The 24,234-nt window shown below is 67.0% G+C and carries 18 protein-coding genes and 1 tRNA gene; 13 read left to right on the forward strand and 6 right to left on the reverse strand.

Annotated features, from left to right (window positions below; translation table 11 throughout):
• The 7 genes from QP045_RS04315 (at nt 1) to QP045_RS04345 (ending at nt 10,566) form a co-directional block, all read left to right on the forward strand.
• A complete protein-coding gene (locus QP045_RS04315) occupies nt 1-1,923 on the forward strand; it encodes an alpha-L-fucosidase (protein ID WP_422513727.1) in 1,923 nt (640 codons plus the stop codon).
• 226 nt (nt 1,924-2,149) lie between these two features.
• Nucleotides 2,150-3,145 (forward strand): N(4)-(beta-N-acetylglucosaminyl)-L-asparaginase, encoded by a 996-nt coding sequence (locus QP045_RS04320; RefSeq protein ID WP_422513728.1) that lies wholly within the window; start codon nt 2,150-2,152, stop codon nt 3,143-3,145.
• Nucleotides 3,146-3,163: 18 nt separating this feature from the next.
• Nucleotides 3,164-6,220: a TonB-dependent receptor domain-containing protein gene (locus QP045_RS04325; RefSeq protein WP_422513729.1), complete on the forward strand. Its 3,057-nt coding sequence runs from the start codon at nt 3,164-3,166 to the stop codon at nt 6,218-6,220.
• A 154-nt stretch (nt 6,221-6,374) separates the two neighbouring features.
• Nucleotides 6,375-7,220, forward strand: coding sequence for an oxidoreductase (locus QP045_RS04330; RefSeq protein WP_422513730.1), 846 nt, complete (start codon nt 6,375-6,377; stop codon nt 7,218-7,220).
• Nucleotides 7,221-7,230: 10 nt separating this feature from the next.
• Complete coding sequence (locus QP045_RS04335) at nt 7,231-8,352, forward strand: NADH:flavin oxidoreductase/NADH oxidase (protein WP_422513731.1); 1,122 nt, start codon at nt 7,231-7,233, stop codon at nt 8,350-8,352.
• Nucleotides 8,349-8,579 (forward strand): hypothetical protein, encoded by a 231-nt coding sequence (locus tag QP045_RS04340; RefSeq protein WP_422513732.1) that lies wholly within the window; start codon nt 8,349-8,351, stop codon nt 8,577-8,579. Before QP045_RS04335 ends, QP045_RS04340 begins: the two co-directional genes overlap by 4 nt.
• A 49-nt stretch (nt 8,580-8,628) precedes the next feature.
• A complete protein-coding gene (locus tag QP045_RS04345; RefSeq protein WP_422513733.1) occupies nt 8,629-10,566 on the forward strand; it encodes a beta-N-acetylhexosaminidase family protein in 1,938 nt (645 codons plus the stop codon).
• Here QP045_RS04345 and QP045_RS04350 read toward each other — a convergent pair.
• Nucleotides 10,563-11,717 (reverse strand): ROK family transcriptional regulator, encoded by a 1,155-nt coding sequence (locus QP045_RS04350; RefSeq protein ID WP_422513734.1) that lies wholly within the window; start codon nt 11,715-11,717, stop codon nt 10,563-10,565. The genes QP045_RS04345 and QP045_RS04350 overlap by 4 nt on opposite strands.
• 430 nt (nt 11,718-12,147) lie before the next feature.
• On the opposite strand from QP045_RS04350, the gene QP045_RS04355 reads away from it, so the two are divergent.
• Nucleotides 12,148-13,062, forward strand: a complete 915-nt coding sequence (locus QP045_RS04355) for an ROK family protein (protein ID WP_422513735.1) — start codon at nt 12,148-12,150, stop codon at nt 13,060-13,062.
• An 82-nt stretch (nt 13,063-13,144) separates the two neighbouring features.
• Nucleotides 13,145-14,386, forward strand: coding sequence for an NAD(P)/FAD-dependent oxidoreductase (locus QP045_RS04360; RefSeq protein ID WP_422513736.1), 1,242 nt, complete (start codon nt 13,145-13,147; stop codon nt 14,384-14,386).
• Nucleotides 14,387-14,459: 73 nt separating this feature from the next.
• Here the strand turns inward: QP045_RS04360 and QP045_RS04365 are convergent.
• Nucleotides 14,460-14,536: transfer RNA gene (locus QP045_RS04365), tRNA-Arg, on the reverse strand.
• Nucleotides 14,537-14,619: 83 nt separating this feature from the next.
• Here QP045_RS04365 and QP045_RS04370 point away from each other — a divergent pair.
• Nucleotides 14,620-15,111 (forward strand): hypothetical protein, encoded by a 492-nt coding sequence (locus tag QP045_RS04370; protein ID WP_422513737.1) that lies wholly within the window; start codon nt 14,620-14,622, stop codon nt 15,109-15,111.
• Between the two features lie 6 nt (nt 15,112-15,117).
• Here the strand turns inward: QP045_RS04370 and QP045_RS04375 are convergent, their stop codons facing one another.
• Both QP045_RS04375 and hemB read right to left on the reverse strand, forming a co-directional pair.
• Entirely contained in the window at nt 15,118-17,355 is a 2,238-nt protein-coding gene (locus tag QP045_RS04375; RefSeq protein ID WP_422513738.1) for a spermidine synthase, read from the reverse strand.
• A 57-nt stretch (nt 17,356-17,412) separates the two neighbouring features.
• Nucleotides 17,413-18,405 carry a porphobilinogen synthase gene (gene hemB, locus QP045_RS04380; protein ID WP_422513739.1) on the reverse strand — a complete coding sequence of 331 codons (993 nt, stop codon included), beginning with the start codon at nt 18,403-18,405 and terminating at the stop codon, nt 17,413-17,415.
• Between the two features lie 92 nt (nt 18,406-18,497).
• Here hemB and QP045_RS04385 point away from each other — a divergent pair, with 92 nt between their 5' ends.
• Complete coding sequence (locus tag QP045_RS04385) at nt 18,498-19,382, forward strand: diacylglycerol/lipid kinase family protein (RefSeq protein ID WP_422513740.1); 885 nt, start codon at nt 18,498-18,500, stop codon at nt 19,380-19,382.
• Here the strand turns inward: QP045_RS04385 and QP045_RS04390 are convergent.
• Nucleotides 19,374-20,945 (reverse strand): carboxylesterase/lipase family protein, encoded by a 1,572-nt coding sequence (locus QP045_RS04390; protein ID WP_422513741.1) that lies wholly within the window; start codon nt 20,943-20,945, stop codon nt 19,374-19,376. The two genes, QP045_RS04385 and QP045_RS04390, sit on opposite strands and share 9 nt — an antisense overlap.
• 143 nt (nt 20,946-21,088) lie before the next feature.
• On the opposite strand from QP045_RS04390, the gene QP045_RS04395 reads away from it, so the two are divergent.
• Both QP045_RS04395 and QP045_RS04400 read left to right on the forward strand, forming a co-directional pair.
• The gene (locus QP045_RS04395; protein ID WP_422513742.1) at nt 21,089-22,240 is read left to right on the forward strand and encodes a fumarylacetoacetate hydrolase family protein; all 1,152 of its coding nucleotides are present in this window, start codon (nt 21,089-21,091) and stop codon (nt 22,238-22,240) included.
• Between the two features lie 29 nt (nt 22,241-22,269).
• Nucleotides 22,270-23,055, forward strand: a complete 786-nt coding sequence (locus QP045_RS04400) for an SDR family NAD(P)-dependent oxidoreductase (protein WP_422513743.1) — start codon at nt 22,270-22,272, stop codon at nt 23,053-23,055.
• 57 nt (nt 23,056-23,112) lie between these two features.
• Here the strand turns inward: QP045_RS04400 and QP045_RS04405 are convergent, their stop codons facing one another.
• A complete protein-coding gene (locus QP045_RS04405; protein WP_422513744.1) occupies nt 23,113-24,201 on the reverse strand; it encodes a LacI family DNA-binding transcriptional regulator in 1,089 nt (362 codons plus the stop codon).
• Nucleotides 24,202-24,234: the final 33 nt, after the last annotated feature.

Raw genomic sequence — 24,234 nt, forward strand, 5'->3', positions numbered from 1 at the left:
ATGACCGATCTCACGCGGCGCACTCTGATCGCCACCGGCCTGGTGGCGGGCGCCCTTCCCGCCGGTGCGGCGCACGCCGCTGCCCGGTCCCGCGCGCCCAAGCCCTGGGGTGCCGTCCCCTCCCCGCGCCAGTGGCGGTGGCACGGGCGAGAGACCTATGCCTTCGTGCACTTCTCGATCAACACCTACACGGACAAGGAATGGGGCTTCGGCGACGAGAGCCCCAAGCTGTTCAACCCAACCGACTTCGACGCCGATCAGATCGTCGCTGCTGCCAAGGCAGGCGGGCTCAACGGACTGATCCTGACGGCCAAGCACCACGACGGTTTCTGCCTGTGGCCAACGATGCTCACCGAGCATTGCATCCGCAACAGCCCGTACAAGGACGGCAAGGGCGACATCGTGCGTGAGATGGCGGATGCCTGCCGCCGTGCGAACCTGCCCTTCGGCCTCTACCTGTCGCCCTGGGACCGGAACCACGCCGAATATGGCCGGCCGGAGTATATCACCTACTATCGCGCGCAGCTGACCGAATTGTGCACCCGCTATGGCGAGCTGTTCGAAGTGTGGTTCGACGGCGCCAACGGCGGTGACGGCTATTACGGCGGTGCGCGGGAAGCGCGGAAGATCGACGCACCGCGTTACTATAACTGGCCCTCGATCGTCGCCCTGGTCCACAAGCTGCAGCCGAATGCCTGTACCTTCGATCCGCTCGGCGCGGACATCCGCTGGGTCGGCAATGAGGATGGCGTGGCGGGAGATCCCTGCTGGCCGACCATGCCCAACGAGCCCTATGACCAGAAGAACGGCAACAGCGGTGTGCGCGGGGCCGAATTGTGGTGGCCAGCCGAGACCGACGTGTCGATCCGGCCGGGCTGGTTCTACCACGCGGACGAAGACTCCAAGGTGAAGAGCCCGGAGCGGCTGGTGCGCATGTACGACGAGTCCGTCGGGCGTGGTACCAATCTGAACCTCAACCTGCCGCCGGATCGCCGGGGACGTATTCCCGATCAGGACATGAAGATCCTGAAGTCGTTCGGCGATGCCATCCGCGCAACCTTTGCCAACGACCTCGCCAGGGGAGCGGTAGCGAGCGCCAGCCACAGCCGCGGCCACGGGTTCGAACCGGCGCGGGTGCTCGACGGCGACCGGGAAAGTTATTGGTCCTCGCCCGACAACGTCACGACGCCGACGCTTACCCTCGATCTGCCGCCCGGCCGCAGCTTCGACGTGGTACGAGTGCGCGAGTATCTCCCGTTAGGCGTTCGCGTGACGCGCTTCGCCATCGACGCCGAGGTGGATGGGCGCTGGCAGCTGCTTGGTGAGCATGAGTGTATTTCAGCCCAGCGGATCGTGCGATTGGCAAAGCCGATCACCGCGCGGCGCGTCCGGCTTCGCATCCTGGAGGCGCCGGCCAGCCCGGCGATCAGCGAGTTCGCGCTGTTCCGCTCGGTCGCGCCAGTGGATGTTCCGGCCATCGTGTCGTCAGATCCGACCGTTCTCGACACCTCCGGCTGGAAGATCGTCGAGGCGAGCGCAGTCGGCGCGGAGAAGCTGCTCGACAATGACGCGGCCACCATCTGGGCACAGCCAGCCCCCGCTGCGGGCAAGCCCGCGAGCGTGACCGTCGCGCTTCCGGACGCGGTCATGCTGGCCGGCTTCAGCCTGACGCCGTCCCGCCAGGTGATGGCCAACGCCGCGCCTCCAAAGGGCTATGTCGCCGAGACCAGCATGGATGGGAAGCGTTGGCAGCCGGCCGCCTCGGGCGAGTTCAGCAACATTGCCTATGCGCTGTCGACGCAGCGTATCCCCTTCGACCAGCCCCGCACCGCGCGCTTTGTGCGACTGCGCTTCGCCGAAACGGCGGTTCCCGCCCAAAGGCTTGCCATCGCAGGCATCGGTGGGTTCATCGTGCGGCAATAGCAGCTGCCACAACTGACATACGGAAGGCCGCGGCGCGCGAGCGTCTGCGGCCTTTCTGTTGCAGTCAGATGCGCGGACGGACGACGGATATAACCTTTACCGTTTTTGGTATTGAATTGCTCCCGCTGCTGTGACAGGTTTGTTTCATCAGCGCGCCCCTTCCGGGCTTGCGCGCTACGCTTGGAGGGGCGGGACAATGGTCCCGCGGGGTCGGGGAGGCCATGCCGTGGTTGTTTCGCGCAGGGATACGCTTGCCATCGGTCTTGCTGGACTGGCGACCGCCTCGGTGGCGCGGGCGGCACCAGCCGGCCGAGCCCTCATCGTCTCCACCTGGGACTTCGGTGCTGCCGCCAACGCCGCGGCCTTCGTGCGCTTCAAGGCAGGCGGATCGCTCATCGACGCCGTCGAGGCGGGCGCAAAGATCCCCGAGGCGGACGCCACCAATCACTCTGTGGGCTATGGCGGCTACCCGGATCGGGACGGCCATGTGACGGTCGATGCGATCATCATGGACGACCAGGGCCATGTCGGCGCCGTCGCCGCGCTTGAAGACGTGCTGCATCCGATCTCCGTCGCCCGTCGCGTGATGGAGAAGACTCCGCACACGATGCTGGTCGGCGAAGGTGCCCGCCAGTTCGCGATCGCCGAGGGTTTCGAGCGCACCAAGCTGTTGACGCCCGAGGCGGAGGCCGCGTGGCGCGAATGGCTGAAGACCGCCAAGTACCAGCCGATCGCCAATATCGAGAACCAGCGCGGCTCCGCGCTCGACCACGATACCATCGGCATCGTCGCCTGCGGCCCGGAGGGGCGATTGGCGGGGGCGTGCACGACATCGGGCATGGCGTTCAAGCTGCGCGGCCGTGTCGGCGACTCCCCCCAGGCCGGTTGCGGCCTGATGGTCGAGCCGGGCGTGGGTGCGGCGACGGCGACGGGCGTGGGTGAGGAAGTCACCCGCATCGCCGGTGCCGCCCGCATCACCGGCTCGATGCGCATGGGCATGACCCCGCAAGCTGCGTGCCGCGAGGCCGTGCAGCACATCGCCAAGCTTCGCGGCGAAGCCGTCCGGGACGCGCAGGTCGCGTTCCTGGCGATCAACGCCAAGGGACAGGTCGGCGCCTTCGCGCACCTGCCGGGCTTCACCTACGCGGTCACCGACACGGCGGGCCGGACCACCATTCACGCTGCGCAGAGCCTCAAAGGGCCGAGCGGCGCAAAAAACTAAAAGATCAAAGGGACGAGCATGAAGACGATGACGCGTTTGTTGCTGGCATCCACCTGCATTGCTGGCCTCGGGGCAATGCCGGCGGCGGCTCAGGAAGCCAATGTCACGGGCGGCCCGGTCGCCACGGACTCCGCTCTCGAGCCCGTCCAGGACGAGGCACCGCAGGACTCCGGGTCGATCGTCGTCACCGGCTCGCGCATCACCCGCCCCAACGTCACCGCAGCGGCGCCGATCACCTCGGTCACATCGGAATCGATCCGCGCCCAGGCAGCGGTGAACATCGAGGAAGTGCTCAACCGCATCCCGCAGATCGCACCCGACAGCCAGCAGAACTACGCGGATTCCGACGGCCGCCAGCGCATCAAGCTGCGCAACCTGGGCTTCGAGCGTACGCTCGTCCTGGTCGACGGCAAGCGCCTGGGCACTGTCAACGGCCTCGACGCGAACATGATCCCGACTTCGCTGATCAAGCGCGTCGACGTACTGACTGGCGGCGCATCGGCCGTCTATGGTTCGGACGCGATTGCGGGCGTCGTGAACTTCGTCCTCGATAGTGATTTCGAGGGCGTGCAGATCAACGGCAACTATAATTTCTACGCACACAACAACAAGCCGGGCCTCGCATCGGAAGTCGCCAGCCGCTACAACTTCGGCCAGCCGGCTCGCGGCAATGCTTTCGACGGCGCCCGTACGGACGTTTCGATCACCGCCGGCAAGAAGCTGTTCGACGACCGCTTCCACATCTCCGGCTATGTGAACTATCGCCAGGCTGAACTGGTACCGTTCAGCTCGCGTGAGATCGCTGCCTGCGAACTGACCCAGCCGGTGAAGGATGGTGCACTCGGCTGCACCTCGTCCACCTACACCCCGTTCGGCTACATCTCGCCGGCCAGCGGCCCTAACCGTGGCAACACCTATGTGAACAATCCGGATGGGTCGGGCACGCTGCTCCCCTATTCGGAAGCCTATGCCGCCAATCCTTTCGACGGCACGGCGTTCCAGCGCGCGAACAAGCGCTGGAATGCGGGCGGCTTCACCTCGTTCGAGATCTCGCCTGCGGCAGAGGTCTATGCGAACGCGATGTGGTTCCGCGACAAGTCGTCCAACCCCTTCCCGGCGCGCGTCCTGAGCTCCACCGCCTATGGCGATGGCGCGACGCCCTACACCGTCGGCTGCAACAACCCGTTCCTCTCGGCAGCACAGGCGCAGATCATCTGCGGCGGCGCTGCCGGTACCGCAGCGACGGTCCCGGTCGAGCTGCGATACCGCGCGAACGGCGCCGACCCGATCGACGACACCTATCTGAACAAGGGCCTGCGGATCACCGGCGGCGTGCGCGGCGCGTTTGCCGAGGGATGGAGCTATGACGTCGGCGGCGTCTACGCGCGCAACCAGATGAACATGACCTGGGGTCGGCCGAACTTCGACCGGGTCAACAATGCGCTCGACACGGTCAACAGCAACGGCTCGATCATCTGCCGCGACACGAGCGACGGCTGCGTGCCCTTCAACCCGTTCGGTGCGAACTCCCCGGTCAACGACCAGGCGCTGTTCGATTACCTGATGGTCGGCGGCTACGGCACGCAGAAGACGGTCAACACGCTCTACAACGCGATCGCGACCATCCAGGGCGACCTTGGCCAGCACGGCATCACCAGCCCCTGGGCGGAACAGGGCGTCGCCGTCGCGTTCGGTGCCGAGTATCGTGAGGACCGGCTCGACTCCACCGCCGACGCGGTCTGGCGCGACCTGTACAGCGGCACCGACCAGCATCTCTCGCAGAACGTCTGGGAAGGAAATATCGAGGTCCAGGTCCCGCTAGTCGAGAACCGCCCGTTCGCGGAACTGCTCCAGGTCAACGGTGCCTATCGCCTGTCGAAGTACAGCAGCAATCCGAAGACCTTCTCGACCTGGAAGGCCGAGGCGATCTGGGCACCGATCCCGGACGTCACCTTCCGCGCGTCGATGAACAGGGCGCAGCGCGCGCCGACGGTCGTCGAGGCGTTCCAGGCGAGCAACAGCAGCTATTCGCGCATCGACCCGAACGGCTTCAACGACTTCTGCGCGCCGACCATCCTGCGCTACGAGACCGATGGTTCGGGCCAGCAGCGCCCGGTCTTCGGCGCTCCGCAGGCGTCGCGCGAAGTCTGCGCGGCGACCGGCCTTGCCGACAATCTCTATGGCAGCGAGACCCTGCTCTGCCCGACCGATGTCGGCTGCACCACGCGCAGCGGCGGCTTCACGGTGGATCCGGAGACGGCCTACACCAAGACGATCGGCATCGTGCTGAAGCCGCGCTTCCTGCCCGGCCTCACGGTTTCGGTCGATCGCTACATGATCGATCTGGATGACTCGATCGGCTACAACAACTACGACTTCTTCCGCGACGGATGCCTTTCCAGCGGCAACGAGTTCTTCTGCTCGATGTTCGTCCGCAACCCGGATGGCACGCTGTACAGCCCGACTACCGGCAACGCCCAGACCGGCTATGTCCGCAGCGGCACGACGAACTACTACAAGAGCAAGTCGTATGGCTGGGATTTCCAGGGCCAGTATGCGCTGCGCATGGGTTCGGCCGGCAAGCTGGACTTCGACTTCTCGGGCTCGCTCACCACGCTGCTGGGTGCACAGGATGCGCCGACGCTCAACAAGCGCAACTGCGTGGGCTATTACGGTGGTGCCGGCTGCGGCCAGTTCATCCCGAAGTGGACGCACAACCTGCGCGGCACCTACACCACCGCGGACGGCATCTTCAGCGCGTCGCTCAACTGGCGCTACCTGGGTCCGCTGACCAACGTGTCGAACTCCGGTGACACCAACCTCGGCTGGACGCCCGAAGCAACCCGCGAGACCTTCTACAAGGTCAATGCGGTCAGCTACTTCGACCTGGCGCTCGCATATCGCGTGAACGAGCAGTTCTCGTTCCGTGTCGCTGCGAACAACCTGCTCGACAAGTCGCCGCCGGTGTTCCCGAACTCGCGCGATGTGACGGGGCTGTTCCGCAACAACACGATCTCTTCGCGCTACGACATCCTCGGCCGCCAGATCGCGGTCGGGGCGACGGTCAACTTCTGATCCTGTCCATCCGGACTTCCAAGTTCCCATGAACTGGGCCCGTGCTCTCCCGAGCATGGGCCCTTTTTTTGCGCGCCGTGCTGGAGACGGGCGGGTTGCGGAGCGGTTGGTGGTGCCTACCTAGCAGGTTCCCTTCGCGACGCGGACACTCCCCATGCCCCCATCCTCTCCTGTCTGGTTCATCACCGGCTGCTCCACCGGCTTTGGTCGCGCACTGGCGACGCGCGTACTGGAGCGCGGCTGGCGCGCCGTAGTGACCGCACGCAACCGCGACAGTGTCGCCGACCTGGTCGAGGGCCGCGAGGATCGTGCGCTGGCGGTGGCGCTGGACGTGACCGACCAGGCGCAGATCGCCGACGCCGTGGCTGCCGCCCGGGAGAAGTTCGGGCGCATCGATGTGCTCGTGAACAATGCGGGCTATGGCTATCAGAGCAGCGTCGAGGAAGGTGACGAGGCTGAAATCCGCGCGCAATTCGACGCCAATGTCTTCGGCTTGTTTGCCGTGACCCGCGCCGTACTGCCGATCATGCGGGAACAGCGCAGCGGTCACATCATCAACATCACTTCCCTCGCGGGCCTCGCCGGCTACCCCGCGTCCGGCTATTATGCCGCGTCGAAGCATGCGGTGGAGGGCTGGTCGGACACGCTGCGCGCCGAGGCCGCCCCGCTGGGCATCCACGTAACCTGCGTCGAGCCGGGCCCGTTCCGCACCGATTGGGCGGGCCGGTCGCTCCGCCAGACCCCGAACCGCATTGCCGACTATGCGGAGACCGCTGGCAAGCGAATGGACGATACGCGCGGCGTCAGCGGTACCCAGGCCGGCGACCCCGAGCGCGCCGCCGCGGCGATGATCGCACTGTCCGAGCAGGCCGACCCGCCACGCCACCTGGTGTTGGGGCGCTTCGCCCATGATGCCGTGGTCGCACGGTTGAAGGAACGTCTCGCGGAGATCGAGCGCTATCGCGACATCAGCCTCGCCACCGATTTCCCCGACGCCTGACGGAGTTTTCATGACCACCCCAGCCCTTTTCAAGCCGGCGACCCTGGGCTCGCTGAAGATGGACAACCGCATCGTCATCGCGCCGATGTGCCAGTATTCCGCGGTCGACGGCTGCATGACCGACTGGCACCAGATCCATCTGGGTCATCTCGCGCTGTCCGGGGCCGGTCTGCTGACCATCGAGGCGACGGCGGTCGTGCCGGAAGGGCGCATCACCTATGCCGACGTCGGCCTGTGGGACGACGCGACGGAGGCGGCGATGGCCCGGACGCTGGAGAGCATCCGCCGTCACTCCCGGATGCCGATTGCCATCCAGCTTGCACATGCCGGCCGCAAGGCATCGACGGAAGTGCCTTGGAAGGGCAGCGCGCAGTTGCCGCCGGACGACGCCAATGGCTGGCAGACCGTGTCTGCCTCTGCCCTCCCTTTTGAAGCGCACGAGAATGCACCGGTGGCACTGGATCGCGCCGGCATGGAGCGGGTGCGCGACGCCTTTGCCTCCGCCGCGCGCCGCGCCGAACGGTTGGGGATCGACGCGATCCAGATCCATGCGGCACACGGCTATCTGCTGCACCAGTTCCTGTCGCCCCTCTCGAACCAGCGCAATGATGAATACGGCGGCAGCCTTGAGAACCGGATGCGGTTTCCGCTCGAGGTATATGACGCCGTCCGGGCCGCCTTTCCGGCCGAGAAGCCGGTGACGGTGCGCGTGTCCGGCACAGACTGGGTCGAGGGCGGCTGGGATGTCGAGCAGACCATTGCCTTCGCCCGGGCGCTGGAGGCGCGCGGTTGCGGCCTCCTGCATGTGTCGAGCGGCGGGCTCGACCCACGTCAGCAGATTCCGGTCGGACCCAGCTATCAGGTGCCGCTCGCCCGCGCGGTGAAGCAGGCTACCGGACTTCAGGTGGTTGCGGTCGGGCTGATCACCGACTTCGAACAGGCGGAGGCGATCATCGGGACCGGCGATGCGGATTATGTCGGGCTCGCCCGCACGATCCTCTATGATCCGCGCTGGCCGTGGCACGCCGCGGCGCATCTGGGTGCCAGCATTCGCGCGCCGGACCAGTATCTGCGCTCGCAGCCGCGTCAGTATCGTGCCCTGTTCGAACATCCGGGGAGCACTGCATCATGACCCAAGAGGAACGGAGTGACGTCCCAGCCCTCTCGCCCGTCGGCGGGCGGCAGCGCGCGCACCTCGCCATCCGGTTCGGTCGCCGGCGCGGCCTGCGCGCCAGTGTGGAGGTGACACCCGCCGGGCTGCTCGCGATCGGCGGCTTGGTGTCGTCCATCCTGCTGTCAACCGCCGTGCTGGTTCGCGCCGCCGGATCGGTGCGCGCGGAGATCGAGCGCGAGCACTAGACAGGAGGCGAATGATCTGAGACCTTTTGGCTACCTATCGGAGACCAAAGTGCCTCAGACCATTTTCTGCCGAACCCTTCTGCTCACCACCGCAGCACTGCTCGCAGGCACTGCCCAGGCGTCGCCCGTGAGCAGCCTGCCCTCCGTGTTCCCGCAGCCTGTTGCGATGAAGCTCACCGGGCCGGCGCTTGAAATCGGCCGCGAAGTGACGATCGTCAGCGCCGAGCAGGCGGATCCCGCGACGGTTGCGTTGATCCGCGGGGCGCTGACGGCGGCGGGAGTGGATACGATCCAGACCGCGCGCAGCCTGCCGGCGAAGCCGCGCGGTACGGTGGTGGTGATCGGCACCAGCAAGTCCGCACCGGTCCGGTCGGCGGTGTCCCGCCTGGGCGGCACCCTTCCCGACCAGCGTGAGGGCTATGCGCTGCTTAGCGGCGCGACGGATAACGGTGCACTGGTCGTGCTCGCAGGGCAGGACGCGGACGGCCTCTATTTTGCCGCGCAGACGCTGCGTCAGCTGACCGAGCGCGGCACGATGCCCGCCGTTACGATCCAGGATCGTCCCGCAATGGCGATACGGGGCACGATCGAAGGCTTCTATGGTGCCCCCTGGTCGATGCACGACCGCGCGCAGCACATTGGCTTCCTCGCAAGCGTGAAGGCAAACACCTATGTGTACAGCCCCAAGGACGATCCTTTCGCGCGCGACAAGTGGCGCGAGGATTATCCGCAGGCGACGCTCAACGAGCTCAAGGGCCTGATCGACCAGGCACGCGCGCACCACGTCCGCTTCACCTATGCGATCTCTCCCGGCCCCTCGATCTGCTATTCCAACCCCGACGATGTGCAGGCGCTCAAGCGCAAGTTCGAGGCGTTCCGCGCACTAGGAGTGCGGTCGTTCTACATCGCGTTCGACGACATCGAATATACCAAGTGGAATTGCGACCAGGACCGCGCCGCGCTGGGTGAGCCCGGCGAGCGTGCGGCGGGTCTCGCCCAGGCGCAGCTTTCGAACACGATCTACAGCTGGTTGAAGGCCAAGGATGGTGCCGAGGCCGAGTTGATGATCGTGCCGACCGAGTATTTCAACACCACCGAATCCCCCTACAAGGCGGCGCTGCGGCAGGTGGACCCGGCGGTATACGTGCAATGGACCGGCACGGACGTGGTGCCGCCGGCGATCTCGACCGGCGACGCGAAGGCGGCCACCAAGGCGTTCGGCCGCAAGACGCTGCTGTGGGACAACTATCCCGTCAATGACTATGGCGAGTCCAGCGGACGCCTGCTGATGGCCCCCTATGCCAAGCGCGAGGCGGGCCTTTCGGACGAGCTGAGCGGCATCCTGGCGAACCCGATGAACCAGGAAGCGCCGAGCCGGGTGGCGGTGTTCGGCAGCGCCGCCTTCGCCTGGAACGACCGCGGCTATGACGCCGATCGTGCGTGGAAGGCGGCGGCACGGATGCTCGCCTCCAACGACGCGGCCACGACTGCGGCGCTGATGACCTTCTTCGATGTCGAGCATCTCGCGCCCATGTTCGGCAGCCAGCCCTGGCAGCCGTCCGCCCCGCGCCTGAAGGCGACGCTGGACGGTGTCGCCGATTCACTGGCGCATGGCAGCGCCGAGCAGCGCCGCGACGCCCTCGCTCGGTTGAAGGCGACCGCCGACGACCTCGCCAGCGCGCCGGACACGATCCGCGCGGGCGTGAGCGATGCGGGCTTTATCGCGCAGAGCAAGCCGTGGCTGGACGCGCTCCAGCTTTGGGGTCGTGCGTTGCAGGCAACCGCGTCTGGGCTTTCAGCCGCCGAACAGGGAAGCCCGCGTGCCCGCGCGTTCTTTGCGCAGGCAGAGGCGCTCGCTACCCAGGCCGAGGCAATCCAGACGATCCCCAACACGACCCGGCCGCAGGGCCCGATCAAGCTCGCCGACGGCGTGCTCGATCGGTTCGTGCGGGAGGCGCCGTCCCTGCTGTACGTGTCCCGCGACTAAAAACCCGTCGCCGCTTCTGCCGAGGCGGCAACGACCGGCGTCTTCCACAAGGCGCCGGGCTTGGGGAGCAGGAAGTGGCTGAACGGGAGGACGGCCGCACCCACCGCGGGTGCGTCCTCCGACAGCGCAGCCCGGGCGACCGGTGCGATCGCGGGGATCACATCGGCTTGCTCCTGCATCAGCGCATTCACCCGTTCCGCCAGTTGCTCGACGAACACGCTCGGCAGTCTCCCCCCGACCAGCACCGTTGCCGGATTGATGAGGCAGCAGATCGCCGAGATGGGCGTGCACAGGCGCTGCGCCGCAGCCTCGATCCATTCACCGACACAGGCGGTAAGGTCCGCCGGCAGTTCCGTCCGATGGAGTGTGTCGGCGAGGCTGAAGCCGGCGGCCTCCAGATGACGGGCGAGGCCGGACAGCGACACCAGGTTCTGGACCGGTTCGCGTCCGCCATTCCCGTCCGGGGCGAGCATGAAGCCCAGTTCGCCGCTTCGCCCCTGCGCGCCGCGGACATAGACCCCGTCGACGACGAAACCGCCGCCCAGGCCAGCAGACAGCAGAACGTAAAAGAAGCTGCTGTGTTTCTGGCCAAGGCCCAGCTGCATCTCGCCGGTGGCAGCTGCAGCAGCGTCGTTCTCGAAGAACACCGGCAGATCGAGCGGCTCGGCAAACAGCGCGGCCATGTCGACGCCATTCCACGCGTCATAGGCGGCCGGCCGGCCTGGCAGGTCCACCAGCCCCAGATCGTCGGGCACGGCAACCCCGATCCCGACGAGCTTGGACGGCGGTACGTCCGCCGAGCTGAGCATCTCCTTGATCGACCGCGCGTAGAGCGAGCGAACATGATCGGGCAGCGCAAACGCGACCTCTTCGGACACCCGTGCGAGCGTGCGCCCGGCAAAGTCGACCAGCACGATGGTGATATGGTCGCGATCGATGTTGACGCCGATCGAGTAGCAGGCGTTGCCGCGCACCACGAGCTTCGTCGGCGGCTGCCCGCGGCCACCGCGGCGCTGGCCGGCCTCTTCGATCAGCCCATCCTGCAGCAGCCGGCGGGTGATGTTGGCGATCGCGGGCGGCGTCAGGCCGGTGATCCCCGCCAATTCCACGCGCGTCAGCGATCCGCAGACCCGGATCGCATGAAGTGTCACGCGCTGGTTATGATCGGCCGCACGCTCAAGATTGGTTCCGGACAGACGCGCCCCAGACGTTTCCGAAATCATGCGGGGCGAATTTCCAGACGGGTACAGCGGTGCGTCGGGTCGGGGAACGTGGTTTTGCCCGGATGCATTTGCCTCTCCTGTTCGCCGACAACCGGCATATGCGTAGTCACCTAGTAATGCCGCAGCGCGCAGCGGATACAAGCTCCCGCAGCATCGATGGATGAGAATGCCGAGATACGGTTGTCGGTTGAGTTACGAAATTTGGTGTATTAATTCGGAAATGTGAAGGGCGCGCGGGGACCCTTTCTATCGGCGACGCTATCAAGGGGAGTGATGAATTGATCTTGCGGTTGAACCCGGTGGCAGCGACCCGCCTGCCATCTCTTCCCCCGATTGTGCCGTTTCAGGACGCGCGCGCGTGAGTGCGATTTCGGCCGACGCGCGCGGCGCGACCGATCTTCCCCTCGCCGGTATCGAACTCGGCGGCACCAAGTGCATCTGCACGCTTGCCCATGGACCCGATACGATCCTCGATCAGCGCACCGTTCCCACGACCGTGCCCGGCGAGACGCTCCCGGCGATCCTGGCCATCCTCAAGGAATGGCATGCGGCGCACGGCTTTCGCGCGATCGGCATTGCCTCGTTCGGGCCGATCGACATCAACCCGCGCTCGCCGACCTATGGCCAGGTGATGGCGACCAACAAGGTAGCATGGCCCGGGGCGGACGTGCTCGGCACGCTTTCGGCGCCGTTCGACGTGCCGGTCGCCTTCGACACGGACGTCAACGGGGCGGCACTGGCGGAGATCCGCTGGGGCTGTGCGCAGGGGCTGGACGACTTCGCCTATGTGACGGTCGGAACCGGTGTCGGCGTCGGTCTGGTCGTGCACGGGCGGCCGACGCGCGGGATCAGCCACAGCGAGATCGGCCATCTGCGCGTCCCGCGTCTGCCCTCCGACACGGTTCCGAGCGTTTGTCGCTATCACCCGGACTGCATCGAGGGGCTCGCATCGGGCACTGCCCTGGTCGCGCGCCTGGGTGGCCGATCGGTTGCCGATGTGGCGGAGGATGATCCGGTGTGGGATCCGATCGTCTCCGCACTGGCGCTGATGTGCCATGACCTCGTGTGCACCACCGGTCCGCTGCGCATTGCGATCGGCGGCGGCGTGCTTTCGGGCCAGCCGCATCTTCATGCTCGCATCGAGGCAGCGATGCTGGAGAGCCTGGGGGGCTATATGCCCGTGCCTCAGGATCAACCCTATATCGTGGCTCCGGGACTGGGCGGGCTTGCCGGGCCGATGGGGGCGATCGCGGTGGCTGTCTCCGCGCTGTAATCCGCTGCGGCGCGCGCCGCCCCTCCCTTTGCGTGGCGACGGCGCTATAGCGCAGCTTTCGTCACGCTCCCGGAGACCTGCTTTGACCGACCGCTTCGATATCCTGATCGTGGGCGCCGGCCATGGGGGCGCACAGGCGGCGATCGCGTTGCGGCAGCGCAAGTTCAACGGCAGCATCGGGATCATCGGGGAGGAGCCGGAACTCCCCTATGAGCGGCCGCCGCTTTCCAAGGATTATCTGGCCGGCGACAAGCCGTTCGAGCGCCTGCTCGTCCGCCCGGCCGCATTCTGGGAAGAGCGTGTCGTTGCCCTGCTCACTGGCCGCCGCGTGGTGGCGGTGGACCCGGCCGTGCAGGCCGTCACCTGCGAGGACGGCGCGACCATCGCCTATGGCACGCTGGTCTGGGCAACCGGCGGCCACGCGCGACGACTGAGCTGCACCGGGCACGATCTTGCCGGCGTGCATTCGGTGCGCAGCCGCGCAGACGTCGACCGCCTGCTCGTGGAGCTGCCGGACACCCGACGCGTGGTGGTGATCGGTGGCGGTTATATCGGGCTGGAGGCGGCAGCGGTCCTGTCCAAGCTCGGCAAGCAGGTGACGGTGCTGGAGGCGCAGGACCGGGTGCTCGCGCGGGTGGCGGGGGAACCTCTGTCACGCTTCTATGAGACGGAACACCGCGCCCATGGCGTCGACGTGCGACTGGGCACGAGCGTGACGTGCATCGAGGAAGCCGCCGGTCGCGCAACGGGCGTGCGCCTCGCCAGCGGCGAAGTTCTGCCAGCCGAGATGGTGATCATCGGCATCGGCATCGTGCCCGCGGTCGAGCCGTTGATGGCCGCCGGCGCTCGCGGCGGCAATGGCGTGGCGGTGGATGCGCACTGCCGCACCTCCCTGCCCCATATCTACGCGATCGGTGACTGCGCGTTGCACGCCAACCCCTTTGCCGATGGCCTGCCGATCCGGCTGGAGTCCGTCCAGAACGCGCATGACATGGCGGCGACCGCCGTTCGCGCGATCCTTGGTGAGCCGGCGCCCTATCATGCGGTGCCGTGGTTCTGGTCGAACCAGTACGACCTGAAGCTGCAGACCGTGGGCCTGTCCGCCGGGCACGATGCGGTCGTGACGCGCGGTGACCCGGCAGCGCGGAGCTTTGCCCTGATCTATCTGCGCGAGGGGCGCGTCGTGGCGCTCGACTGCGTCAACGCGACGCGGGACTATGTGCAGGGGCGTGCGCTGGTCGCGGTAAGTGCGATGGTCGATCCGGCAGCGCTCGCCGACATAGGTACGCCGCTCAAGTCCCTGGTGCCGATCGCATCCCACTGAGCCGAGGCGCCCCAGTCCATCAGTCCCAGATGCACAAAAGCCCTGCCGGGCAAATGCCTGGCAGGGCTTTCGATGGTGCGCCCGGAACGATTCGAACGTCCGACCCTCAGATTCGTAGTCTGATGCTCTATCCAGCTGAGCTACGGGCGCCCGGTGGAGGTGGCCTAATAGGCGGGGGTTTTCGGGGACGCAAGCCCGTTGCGCAGTTTTTCTCCACGACCTAGACCCGCGTCATGCGCAGGCCATTTCTCCTTCTCGTCCCCGTTGTTCTCACCTCGAGCTGCGCCCAGGACCGCGGCGATTTCCCGTCGCTTCTGCCCCGTCCGATCGAGCAGCGCAGCGATGCGGAGCCGGACCGCCCGCTCCCCGTCGCGGCCCCGGACCCGGCGCTCGACGCGCAGATCGCCAAGCTCATGCAGGAAGTCGAGGCAGCAGACGCCGGTTTCGCGAAAGCCGCCAATACGGCCGAGCAAGTGGCGCGCGGCGCGCGGGGTTCTGCAGAAGGCAGCGAGCCGTGGCTGAACGCGCAAATGGCGCTTGCGGAAGTGGATGTCGCTCGCACCGCCATCCAGGGACCGGCGGCCGAACTGGAACAGCTCGCGATCGACCGTGCCGTCGCCGGGCAGCCGCCCTACCCCGCCCTGACTGCTGCGCGGGAAACGGTAACCGCACGGGCGGCGGCCCAGTTCGATCGTCTCCGCGCCATCGAGGCGCTGCTCGCCTGAGCCCGCTCAGTCGGCGTCGATGGTGATGCCGCGCAGCACGGGGACGATCGAGGCATAATCATCGGTCCAGGGTTGCAACCGCGGATCGACTTGCAGCTCGCGCCAGCCGGCGTTCGTGCCGACCAACCGCTCGAAGCTCGGGCCCCGCCCCAGCACGAGCCATTGCGAAGCGCTGGCATCCTGTTCGACCGCATCCTCGCTGGGTGAGAAGTCGAGCGCTGCGGCGTGCCAGCCCGTGCCGGCGATCGTCGCGGCGACCACCTGCTCCATCGCGATATAGCGGTTGGACGTGTGGAGCAGCAGCAAGCCGTCGGGAGCCAGCACCCGCGCATAGGTTGCAAATGCCTCCCGCGTCATCAGGTGGAGCGGCACCGCGTCGGAGGTAAACGCGTCGAGCACGAGCAGGTCGAGTTCGTCGGACGGCTCTTCGCTCAGGGACAGCCGAGCGTCGCCGAGCTTGATGTCGGCGTCTGGGAGACAGCGAGAGAGGAAGCTGAACCGGCCGCTGCCACTGGCAATGCGGACCACCGCCGGGTCGATCTCGTAAAAGCGCCAGTGCTGCCCCGGCTGGGCGTAGCAGGCGAGCGTGCCCGTACCCAGGCCGACGACGCCCACCCGCGCGCCGTGGCGGTACAGCGAAGGTAGCGCCCGCATGGCGAGCCCGACGCCGGAATCCGGGACATAATAGGTCGTCGGCTGCCGCAACCGCGCCTCGCTTCCGAGCAGCTGCACGCCATGAAGGGTCGTGCCGTGCGCCAGGTCGCGCGCACCCGGTCGATCGGTGATGGTGTAGACCCCGAAATAGCTGCGGGTGCGTGCGCCCGGGATCGCCGAGAGCCGCAGCGCGTCGTACACGCCGAACAGGAACAGCGAGCCCGCGACGATGCAGGCAAACACGGGCCGCACGCCGATGGCGAACAGGCCGAGGACCGCGAGCATCACGAACACCATGCCCTGGCGGCTGCCACCCGCTAGGGTCGCCTCGGGATCCAGCCCGAACCAGACCGCGGCGGCGGTGACGGCCAGCATCACGGCGGCGACGATGCGTCGGCGCTTGGGGCCGCCGCTCCACAGCTGCGCCGTGATGGGGACCAGGAAGTGCTGGGGCGCGAGCACGCCAGCTGCCAGGATCAGCAGCGGATATTCATAGGTCCAGTCGAACACGACCGGCGCCACCAGTCCCGCGAACACACCGCCCAAAGCGCCGCCGAACGACATTGCGAGGTAAAAACCGGTCAGCCGTTCTGGCGCAGGGCGATGCGCGTACATGCAGCTGTGCAACGCGACCGAGATGACGAACAGCAGCAACAGCGCCATCACGGCGTTCAGGACCGGATAGTCGTGATGGCCGGAAACGACGATGCTGCCGAACACGAGTACCACCACCGGCGCATATTGCGTTAGGAACCGCGCGGCGCCCCTCCGCGCAGCGAACGCGACCGTGAAGCTGAGGAGATACAGCCCCAGCGGCAGCACCCAAAGCAGCGGCACCGCGACGATATCGGTCGTCAGGTAGCTCGACGTGACGATCATCAACGCCGAGGGCACGAACGCCAGGGCGATCCACCACCAGACGCGGCGCCGGGTGGGTGCAGCGCTGGTGAGCGGCGGGTGCTGGGCGGCGGGACCACTGCGCGGCAGCAGCAGCGCGCAGCCCGCGACCAGCAGCACCAGGAACAGATAGCCGCCCGTCCACAGCCAGCTCTGCCCGGCAAGCGCCAGCCGGGGCTCGACCAGCAGCGGGTAGGCGAGGAGCCCGGCAAAGCTGCCGACATTGGATGCGGCGTAGAGCGCGTATGGATCGCGCCCACCGGTCGCTGCCGAATACCAGCGCTGCATCAGCGGCGCCTGGGCAGAGACCGCGAAGAACAAGGGGCCGATGGAGGCGCCGAGCAGCCAGGGCACCCACAAAGCGGGCTCCGCTCCGCTCGGCAGCCGCATCGCTGACAGCCCGATCGGGAGCCATAATGCCGCGACCGCGAACAGCCCGAGATGAACCAGCGCCTGCGTCCGCGGGCGGCGGTGCGCGAGCCAATGGGCATAGGCATAGCCGCCCAGAAGCAGCGCCTGGTACACCAGCATCGCCGAGTTCCAGACCGCCGGCGCTCCGCCGAGCCGCGGCAACGCCATGCGCGCAACCATCGGCTGGATCAGGAACAGCAGGAACGACCCCGTGAGGATCGTGAGCACGAACAGGGCGCGTGTTGGCCCCGGGCGGGGAAGATCCGGCACAGGGTCCGTCACCTCAGGCAAACACCCGGTAGTGCCGCACCTCGGACAGCCATCCGCAACCGGTCTGCATCACGCACCGAGCAGCCGTGCCGCATGTGCCGCGTGATAGGTCAGCACGCCCGTACAGCCGGCGCGTTTGAACGCCATCAGCGTCTCGAGCACCAGGCCGTCGCGATCGCCGGCACCGACCGCTGCCGCCGCCTCGATCATCGCGTACTCGCCAGAGACTTGGTACGCAAAAACAGGGACTTCGAAGGCCGTCTTCACCCGCAGGATGATGTCCAGATAGGGAAGTCCGGGCTTCACCATCACGCTGTCGGCACCCTCCGACAAGTCCAGCGCGACTTCCCGCAGCGCCTCTTCGGCATTGGCCGGGTTCATCTGATAGGTCTTCTTGTCGCCCTTCAGCAGCCCACGCGAACCTACGGCGTCGCGGAACGGGCCATAGAAGCCGCTCGCATATTTGGCGGCATAGGCCATGATCTGGACGTTGTGATGCCCATCGGCTTCGAGCGCATCGCGGATCAGGCCGATGCGACCGTCCATCATGTCGGACGGCGCGATGATGTCGGCGCCAGCCCGTGCCTGCGCCAGCGCCTGGCGGACGAGCTGTTCGGCCGTGGCATCGTTCATCACATAGCCGCGGTCGTCCACCAGCCCGTCGTGGCCGTGGCTGGTATAGGGATCGAGGGCGACATCGGTGAGCAGCCCGACCTCCGGCACCGCATCCTTGATGGTCGCAATTGCGCGGCACATCAGATTGTCCGGGTTGAAGGATTCCTCGCCGAGTTCGCTACGCAGATCCGCGGGGGTGTTCGGGAACAGCGCGAGGCACGGAATGCCGAGGTCGCGGGCTTCGCGAGCACGCTCGACAAGACCCGACATCGACCAGCGCGACACGCCGGGCAATGCTGCGACCGGCTCCTCACCTTCCCCGCCGGTGATGAAGAGCGGCCAGATCAGGTCCGCGGGGGTCAGCACCGTCTCGGCGTGCATCCGCCGGCTCCACTCGGCGGCACGGGTACGACGAAGGCGGAGCGCGGGATAAGCTGCGATAGACATGGGCCGCTGTGTGGGCCAAGCTCCGGCGGCGCGCAAGCGCAGGCCACGCATCCCCGCGTGCATCCTGCGAGCCCTTCGCGCGTTGGGGGTGCATGGACAAGATCCGCTCGGCCGCGCTGGTCGTTAATACGCAATCCCGTACCGGGCAGGATCAATTCGAACAGGCGTGTGCCGCTCTGAGCGGCCTGCCGTTCGACGTCGATCCCCATCCCGTTGAAGATCCCGACCGCCTTCAGGACACCATGAAGGAGGTCATGGCGAAGAAGCCGGATCTGCTGATCCTGGGCGGTGGCGATGGCACCATCAGCAGCCTGGTCGATCACCTGGTCGGCACCGACACGATCCTGGGGGTGCTGCCGCTCGGCACCGCGAACAGCTTTGCACGTACCTTGGGCATCCCGCTGGAAATGGAAGGCGCCGTCGAGGTGCTGCGCTCCGGAGAGCCCCGGCAGATCGATCTCGGCATGATAGACGCCGACTATTTCGCCAATTGCGCGGCAATCGGCATCTCGCCACAGATCGCCAGCACCATTCCGCACAAGCTGAAGCGCTGGTTCGGCCGGGCCGGGTATCTGGCCTGGGCTGCGCTGCAGTTCGCGCGTTTCCGTCCGTTCGAACTCGTCATCGGTGACGGCCCCGACGCGAAGCGGATGCACGCGACGGAGGTCCGCATCTCCAACGGCCGCTTCCACGGCGGCGTCGAGATGATCGAGGAAGCGCGGCTGGATAGCGGCGAGATCATCGTCCAGGCGGTCGCCCGGAACGGTCGGCGCGGATTGCTGCGCAACTGGGGCGGCACCGTGCTGGGACTGGACTCGCGACGCGAGGACATCGTCACCTTCCACGCGCAGGAGCTGCGGATCGCGACCAAGCCGCCGCTGCCGATTTCGATCGATGGCGAAGTTCTCGCCACCACCCCGATCACCGCGCGCATCGCAGCGGGCGCGATCCGGGTGATGGCGCCTGTATCAGCCTAGGCGCGCTTCCCAGAATTCGCAGCGATGCCGCTCGGCGAAGTCCGTCTCTGTCCGGTCGCCTTCGGGCGCAAAGACTCGCAAGACGGGGTTGGCTTCGGTGTACCGCGGCCAGTCCGTCGGCGTCTCGCCACGGGCAAATTCGCCCCAGGCGTCTCGCATCCGCCGGGCGAGCGCGGCCTGGGCTGGCGTGAAGCGGGCCGGGTTGGCGAGAACCCAGCGGGTGCCGAATATATAGGCCAGCTCCCCCGCGTGGTAGGCGCGCAGCGGGGACGGCGCCCATGGGTGCGGGATCGTGAACGGGGCAGCGGCATCATCGAAGCGATAGGCGTAGACCGGCGTTCGGTCGGCGATACGCCGCCGCAGCCGCTCCGCCGGATGCGCGAAGCGGGCATCGGTCAGCAGGTCGGCAAACACCTGTTGCGCCTGTGCGCGGGTGGTGGCGGGATAATGCGCCAGGACCGCGTCGGCATCCGCGCCCCAATCGAACCGGACCCGGGCTTCATAGACAGCGTGACTGGTGACGCCGAGCGCGAAGAGGCGCCCCTCCTCGCTGTTGGTGCCGACGATCACGGGCATGTCGTTGTAGCGCCCCTTGGCGAAGGCGCGGTTCGGCTCCACCGGGATGACCGCTTCGCCCCACACCGGGCCCCAGCTTCCCGGCCCCATGATGCCGCGCCGCACTGCAGGCGCGCGCGCCACCGATGCCGCTGAAACTGCGCGCAGGCGATCGAGCGCTCCGGGGCCCTCCGCCCCAAGATTGCGCGCGAAAGCGACCCCGTCCCGTTCTGCTTCCTCAGCCGCGACGATCGAGAGCGGATCGGTCGCACTTCCGCTTTGCAGGATCACCCGGTGGAACAATCCCGCCGCGCCTGGCGACAACATCTGGTAAGAAGCGCTCCACGCCCCGGCCGACTCCCCGAACAGCGTCACCCGGTCCGGATCGCCGCCAAAGGACTTGATGTTGTCGCGGACCCACCGGAGCGCCGCCTGCTGATCCAGCAAGCCGAAATTGCCCGATCCCCCGTCCGGCTCCTCCTCGGCCAGGGCCGGATGTGCGAAAAATCCGAAGGCGCCCAGGCGGTAATTGGGAGCGACCACGATCACTTCCTGCTCGGTGGCAAGCAGGCTGGGATCGTAGTTGTCTGACGCGCCAAGCGCGAAGGCGCCGCCGTGGAGGTACACCATCACCGGCCACCCGGCGGCGGGCGGGTCACCGGGCGGCGCATAGAGGTTCAGGTACAGACAGTCCTCGCTCCCCGTCACCGGCGCAAACCGCCCCTGGCCGACGGTCTGCACTGCTGGCGAGCCGGTACGCGATGCGTCCCGCTCCCCCTTCCACGCGGTCGCCGGCTGGGGTGCGCGCCACCGAAGCGCACCGACCGGCGGTGCGGCATAGGGGATGCCGAGGAACGCGCGTCCATGCGCGGCACGTACGCCGGATAGTACGCCCGCGCGGGTTTCCACCCTCTCCCGCACCGCGCCCGGCGCGTTCACGAGGTGGGAGACCCGCCCGGGGTAGACCAGCTCCCCTTGGAGCAGCGGACGCAGTTGCTTGAGCCTCATGATGCGGTAGCTGGGCTGTGCGGGGACCACCGACAAGTAGGGTTGTACCGCGACCCGTGCGACGAGCGGCAACAACAGCCGCAACGGTGACTTGACGGCCGCAGATCGCTTGGACGATACCGCTAACAAGTCTGGAGAGGATAATGACAATTACTGCCACGTCGATCGTGAGCGCGCTGCCGGCCGACTGGCGCAGCGCGACGTTGTTGGGCCGCATCGATCGCGGCCACGGCCCGTCCCCCGTGCTCGTCCGGGACGGCATCGTCTATGACATGGCGACCGTGGCACCGACGGTGTCTGCGCTCATCGAAAAGGGCGTGCGCGAACCGACTGGCGGCGAAGCGCTCGGCGATCTCGAAGCCCTCGGCCTTTCGCCGGATGCGGACGCCGCTGTCCGCCTTTTGAGCCCGATCGATCTCCAGTGCGTCAAGGCAGCGGGCGTCACGTTTGCCGTGTCCGCGCTCGAGCGCGTGATCGAGGAAGGCGCGCGCGGCGATCATGAACGTGCCGCTGAAGTTCGCAGCCGGCTCGAATCCGCATTGGGTGGCAGCATCCGTTCGGTGGTGCCCGGTTCGCCGGAAGCGGCCGCCCTCAAGGACGCGCTGATCGCCGATGGCCTGTGGTCGCAGTATCTGGAGGTCGCGATCGGCCCGGATGCAGAGATCTTCACCAAGGCCCCGGTGCTCTCCACCGTCGGCTGGGGCGCCGAAGTCGGTGTGCGTTCGGACTCGACCTGGAACAACCCTGAGCCGGAAGTCGTGCTGCTTGCCGATGCGAACGGCCGTGCAGTCGGCGCGACGCTGGGCAACGACGTCAACCTGCGCGACTTCGAAGGCCGTTCGGCGCTGCTTTTGGGCAAAGCCAAGGATAACAACGCATCCTGCTCGGTCGGGCCGTTCGTGCGCCTGTTCGACGACAGCTTCAGCATGGACGACGTGCGCTCGGCCGAAGTGACGCTGCACATCGAAGGTACCGAGGGCTATACGCTCGACGGCTACAGCACGATGCGCGAGATCAGCCGCGATCCCGAGACGTTGCTCGCCCAGGCGATGAGCGAGCACCAGTATCCTGATGGGCTGGTATTGTTCCTGGGAACGCTGTTCGCGCCGACGCAGGACCGCGACGCGCCGGGCCGCGGCTTCACCCACAAGGTGGGCGACAGGGTCACGATTTCGAGCGCGCCGCTCGGCACGCTCGTCAACACGGTTACGACGTCCAAGGCGGCTGCCCCCTGGAGCCAGGGGATCGGCGCCCTGATGCAGAATTTGGCACAGCGCGGCCTGTTGGCAGCCTGAGCTCATCGACCATCCTTGAGAGGACTTGCGTGTTGCAGCAAACGAGTACGGCCGAACGGCGGGCGAGCTACCCCAGCCTGAAGGACAAGCGGGTGATCGTCACCGGGGGCGGCTCGGGGATCGGCGAAGGGCTGACCGAGGCGTTCGTCGCGCAGGGTGCGCGCGTCGCCTTTGTCGACATTGCGGAGGAGCCGAGCCACAAGCTCGTCGCGCGGCTGTCGGTCGATGCCGAGCATGCGCCGCTGTTCTTTTCGTGCAACCTCACCGACATCGAGGCACTGCGCAGCTGTTTTCGGGAGATGGAAGCGGCACTCGGCGGCGTCGATATCCTGATCAACAACGCCGGCAACGACGACCGCCATACCATCGAGGAAGTGACGCCCGATTATTGGGACGAACGGCTTGCGGTGAACCTGCGCCACCAGTTCTTTGCGGCACAGGCGGTCGCCCCGGCGATGAAGCAGGGCGGCGGCGGCGTCATCCTGAACTTCGGCTCGATCAGCTGGCACCTCGCCCTGCCAGAGCTCGTTCTCTACCAGACGTCCAAGGCAGCAATCGAAGGGCTGACGCGCAGCCTGGCGCGCGACCTTGGCCGTCAGAACATTCGCGTAAACACGATTGTCCCCGGCAACGTGCAGACGCCCCGACAGGAGCGTTGGTATACGCCGGAAGGCGAAGCCGAGATCATCGCGGGTCAATGCCTCGACGGACGTATCCAGCCGACCGATGTCGCTGCGCTGGTGCTGTTCCTGGCGTCCGATGATGCCCGGATGTGCACGGGACACGACTATTTCATCGACGCCGGCTGGCGCTGAGAGGAAACATCGGTGACATGCGAACCGGCCAGGGTGCGGAGCGTCCGGGCCGGTTTGTTATTGCTGGGCCCGCGCCCGCGGGCGCTTGCGGGGCGAGGCGTCGGACTGGCGCCGGACCAGGGTATAATCCAGCACCTCCCGTCGAACGGGATCCTCGTGCCCGCCGCGCTGTGCGCGGATGCGCTCGGCCAGCAGGGCGACGGCCGCGCGGGACATTTCGGCAATCGGCTGGTTGATCGTGGTGAGTTCCGGCCAGATCGTGGTGGCAACCGGGCTGTCGTCGAATCCGCACACGGTGAGGTCGCCGGGCACGTCCAGCCCGCGGCGGTGCGCCACCGCCACCGTCGCTGCCGCCATGTCGTCGTTGCTCGCGAAGATCGCGGTCGGCGGGGACTCCAGGTCCAGCAGCACCTCGGCCGCGTCCAGTCCGGAGCGATAGGTGAACAGCGCACCGACCTCAAGCGCGGGGTCCTGCGGAATACCGGCCTCGGCCAGTGCCGCCCGATACCCCTCCAGCCGCTCCTGGCTGACCGTCTGGTTCGGATTGCCGGTGATGAAGCCGATCCGCATGTGGCCGAGCGACAGCAGGTGCCGGGTCATTTCACGGGCGGCGGCACGGTCGTTGATCAGGACCGCCGTGGCATCGGCCGGCGGCTTGCCGGTCGCCACCACGACGGTCGGCACGCCCACTTCCGCGCAATATTCGAGCATTGCCTGCGAGTCGCACAGCGGCGGCGGGAGGATGATGCCGTCGATGCCGCTGATCAGCCGCTGGGCAACACGGCGCTCGTCGCCATTCCCCTCACATTTCTCGACGACCAGCTGGATGTCGCTGCGGCCGGCCTGATCGAGGCTGCCGACCAGAAACTCGCTCAGATAGGACGAGCTGGGATTGCTGTAGAGCAAGGCCATCCGCAGCTGGGCAGCGCCGGCGAGGCTGCGTGCAGCCCGGTTGGGCGCATAGTGAAGCTCGGCAATCGCATCGAGGACCGTCCGGCGAGTCGTTTCGCGGACGCTTCCCTCACCGTTGATGACGCGCGATACCGTCATCGTCGAGACTCCGGCGAGCTCCGCTACATCGGAAATCGTCGGCGCTCCGCTCTGGCGGCCGTTGCGTGCTCGGGGTTTCCTGTCGGGTTGGCGCATGTCGGCAACGATGAAGCATCTGCGAGGCCCGAC

This window comes from Sphingomonas sp. 3-13AW (assembly GCF_049311085.1).
Lineage (GTDB): Bacteria > Pseudomonadota > Alphaproteobacteria > Sphingomonadales > Sphingomonadaceae > Sphingomonas.

Excerpts from the sequence above, each read along its gene's own strand:
- QP045_RS04390 (WP_422513741.1), bottom strand. The coding sequence starts at position 20,945 with ATGAGGCTCAAGCAACTGCGTCCGCTGCTCCAAGGGGAGCTGGTCTAC.
- QP045_RS04325 (WP_422513729.1), top strand. The coding sequence starts at position 3,164 with ATGAAGACGATGACGCGTTTGTTGCTGGCATCCACCTGCATTGCTGGC.
- hemB (WP_422513739.1), bottom strand. The coding sequence starts at position 18,405 with ATGTCTATCGCAGCTTATCCCGCGCTCCGCCTTCGTCGTACCCGTGCC.
- QP045_RS04385 (WP_422513740.1), top strand. The coding sequence starts at position 18,498 with ATGGACAAGATCCGCTCGGCCGCGCTGGTCGTTAATACGCAATCCCGT.
- QP045_RS04335 (WP_422513731.1), top strand. The coding sequence starts at position 7,231 with ATGACCACCCCAGCCCTTTTCAAGCCGGCGACCCTGGGCTCGCTGAAG.
- QP045_RS04330 (WP_422513730.1), top strand. The coding sequence starts at position 6,375 with ATGCCCCCATCCTCTCCTGTCTGGTTCATCACCGGCTGCTCCACCGGC.
- QP045_RS04315 (WP_422513727.1), top strand. The coding sequence starts at position 1 with ATGACCGATCTCACGCGGCGCACTCTGATCGCCACCGGCCTGGTGGCG.
- QP045_RS04395 (WP_422513742.1), top strand. The coding sequence starts at position 21,089 with ATGACAATTACTGCCACGTCGATCGTGAGCGCGCTGCCGGCCGACTGG.
- QP045_RS04405 (WP_422513744.1), bottom strand. The coding sequence starts at position 24,201 with ATGCGCCAACCCGACAGGAAACCCCGAGCACGCAACGGCCGCCAGAGC.
- QP045_RS04370 (WP_422513737.1), top strand. The coding sequence starts at position 14,620 with ATGCGCAGGCCATTTCTCCTTCTCGTCCCCGTTGTTCTCACCTCGAGC.
- QP045_RS04340 (WP_422513732.1), top strand. The coding sequence starts at position 8,349 with ATGACCCAAGAGGAACGGAGTGACGTCCCAGCCCTCTCGCCCGTCGGC.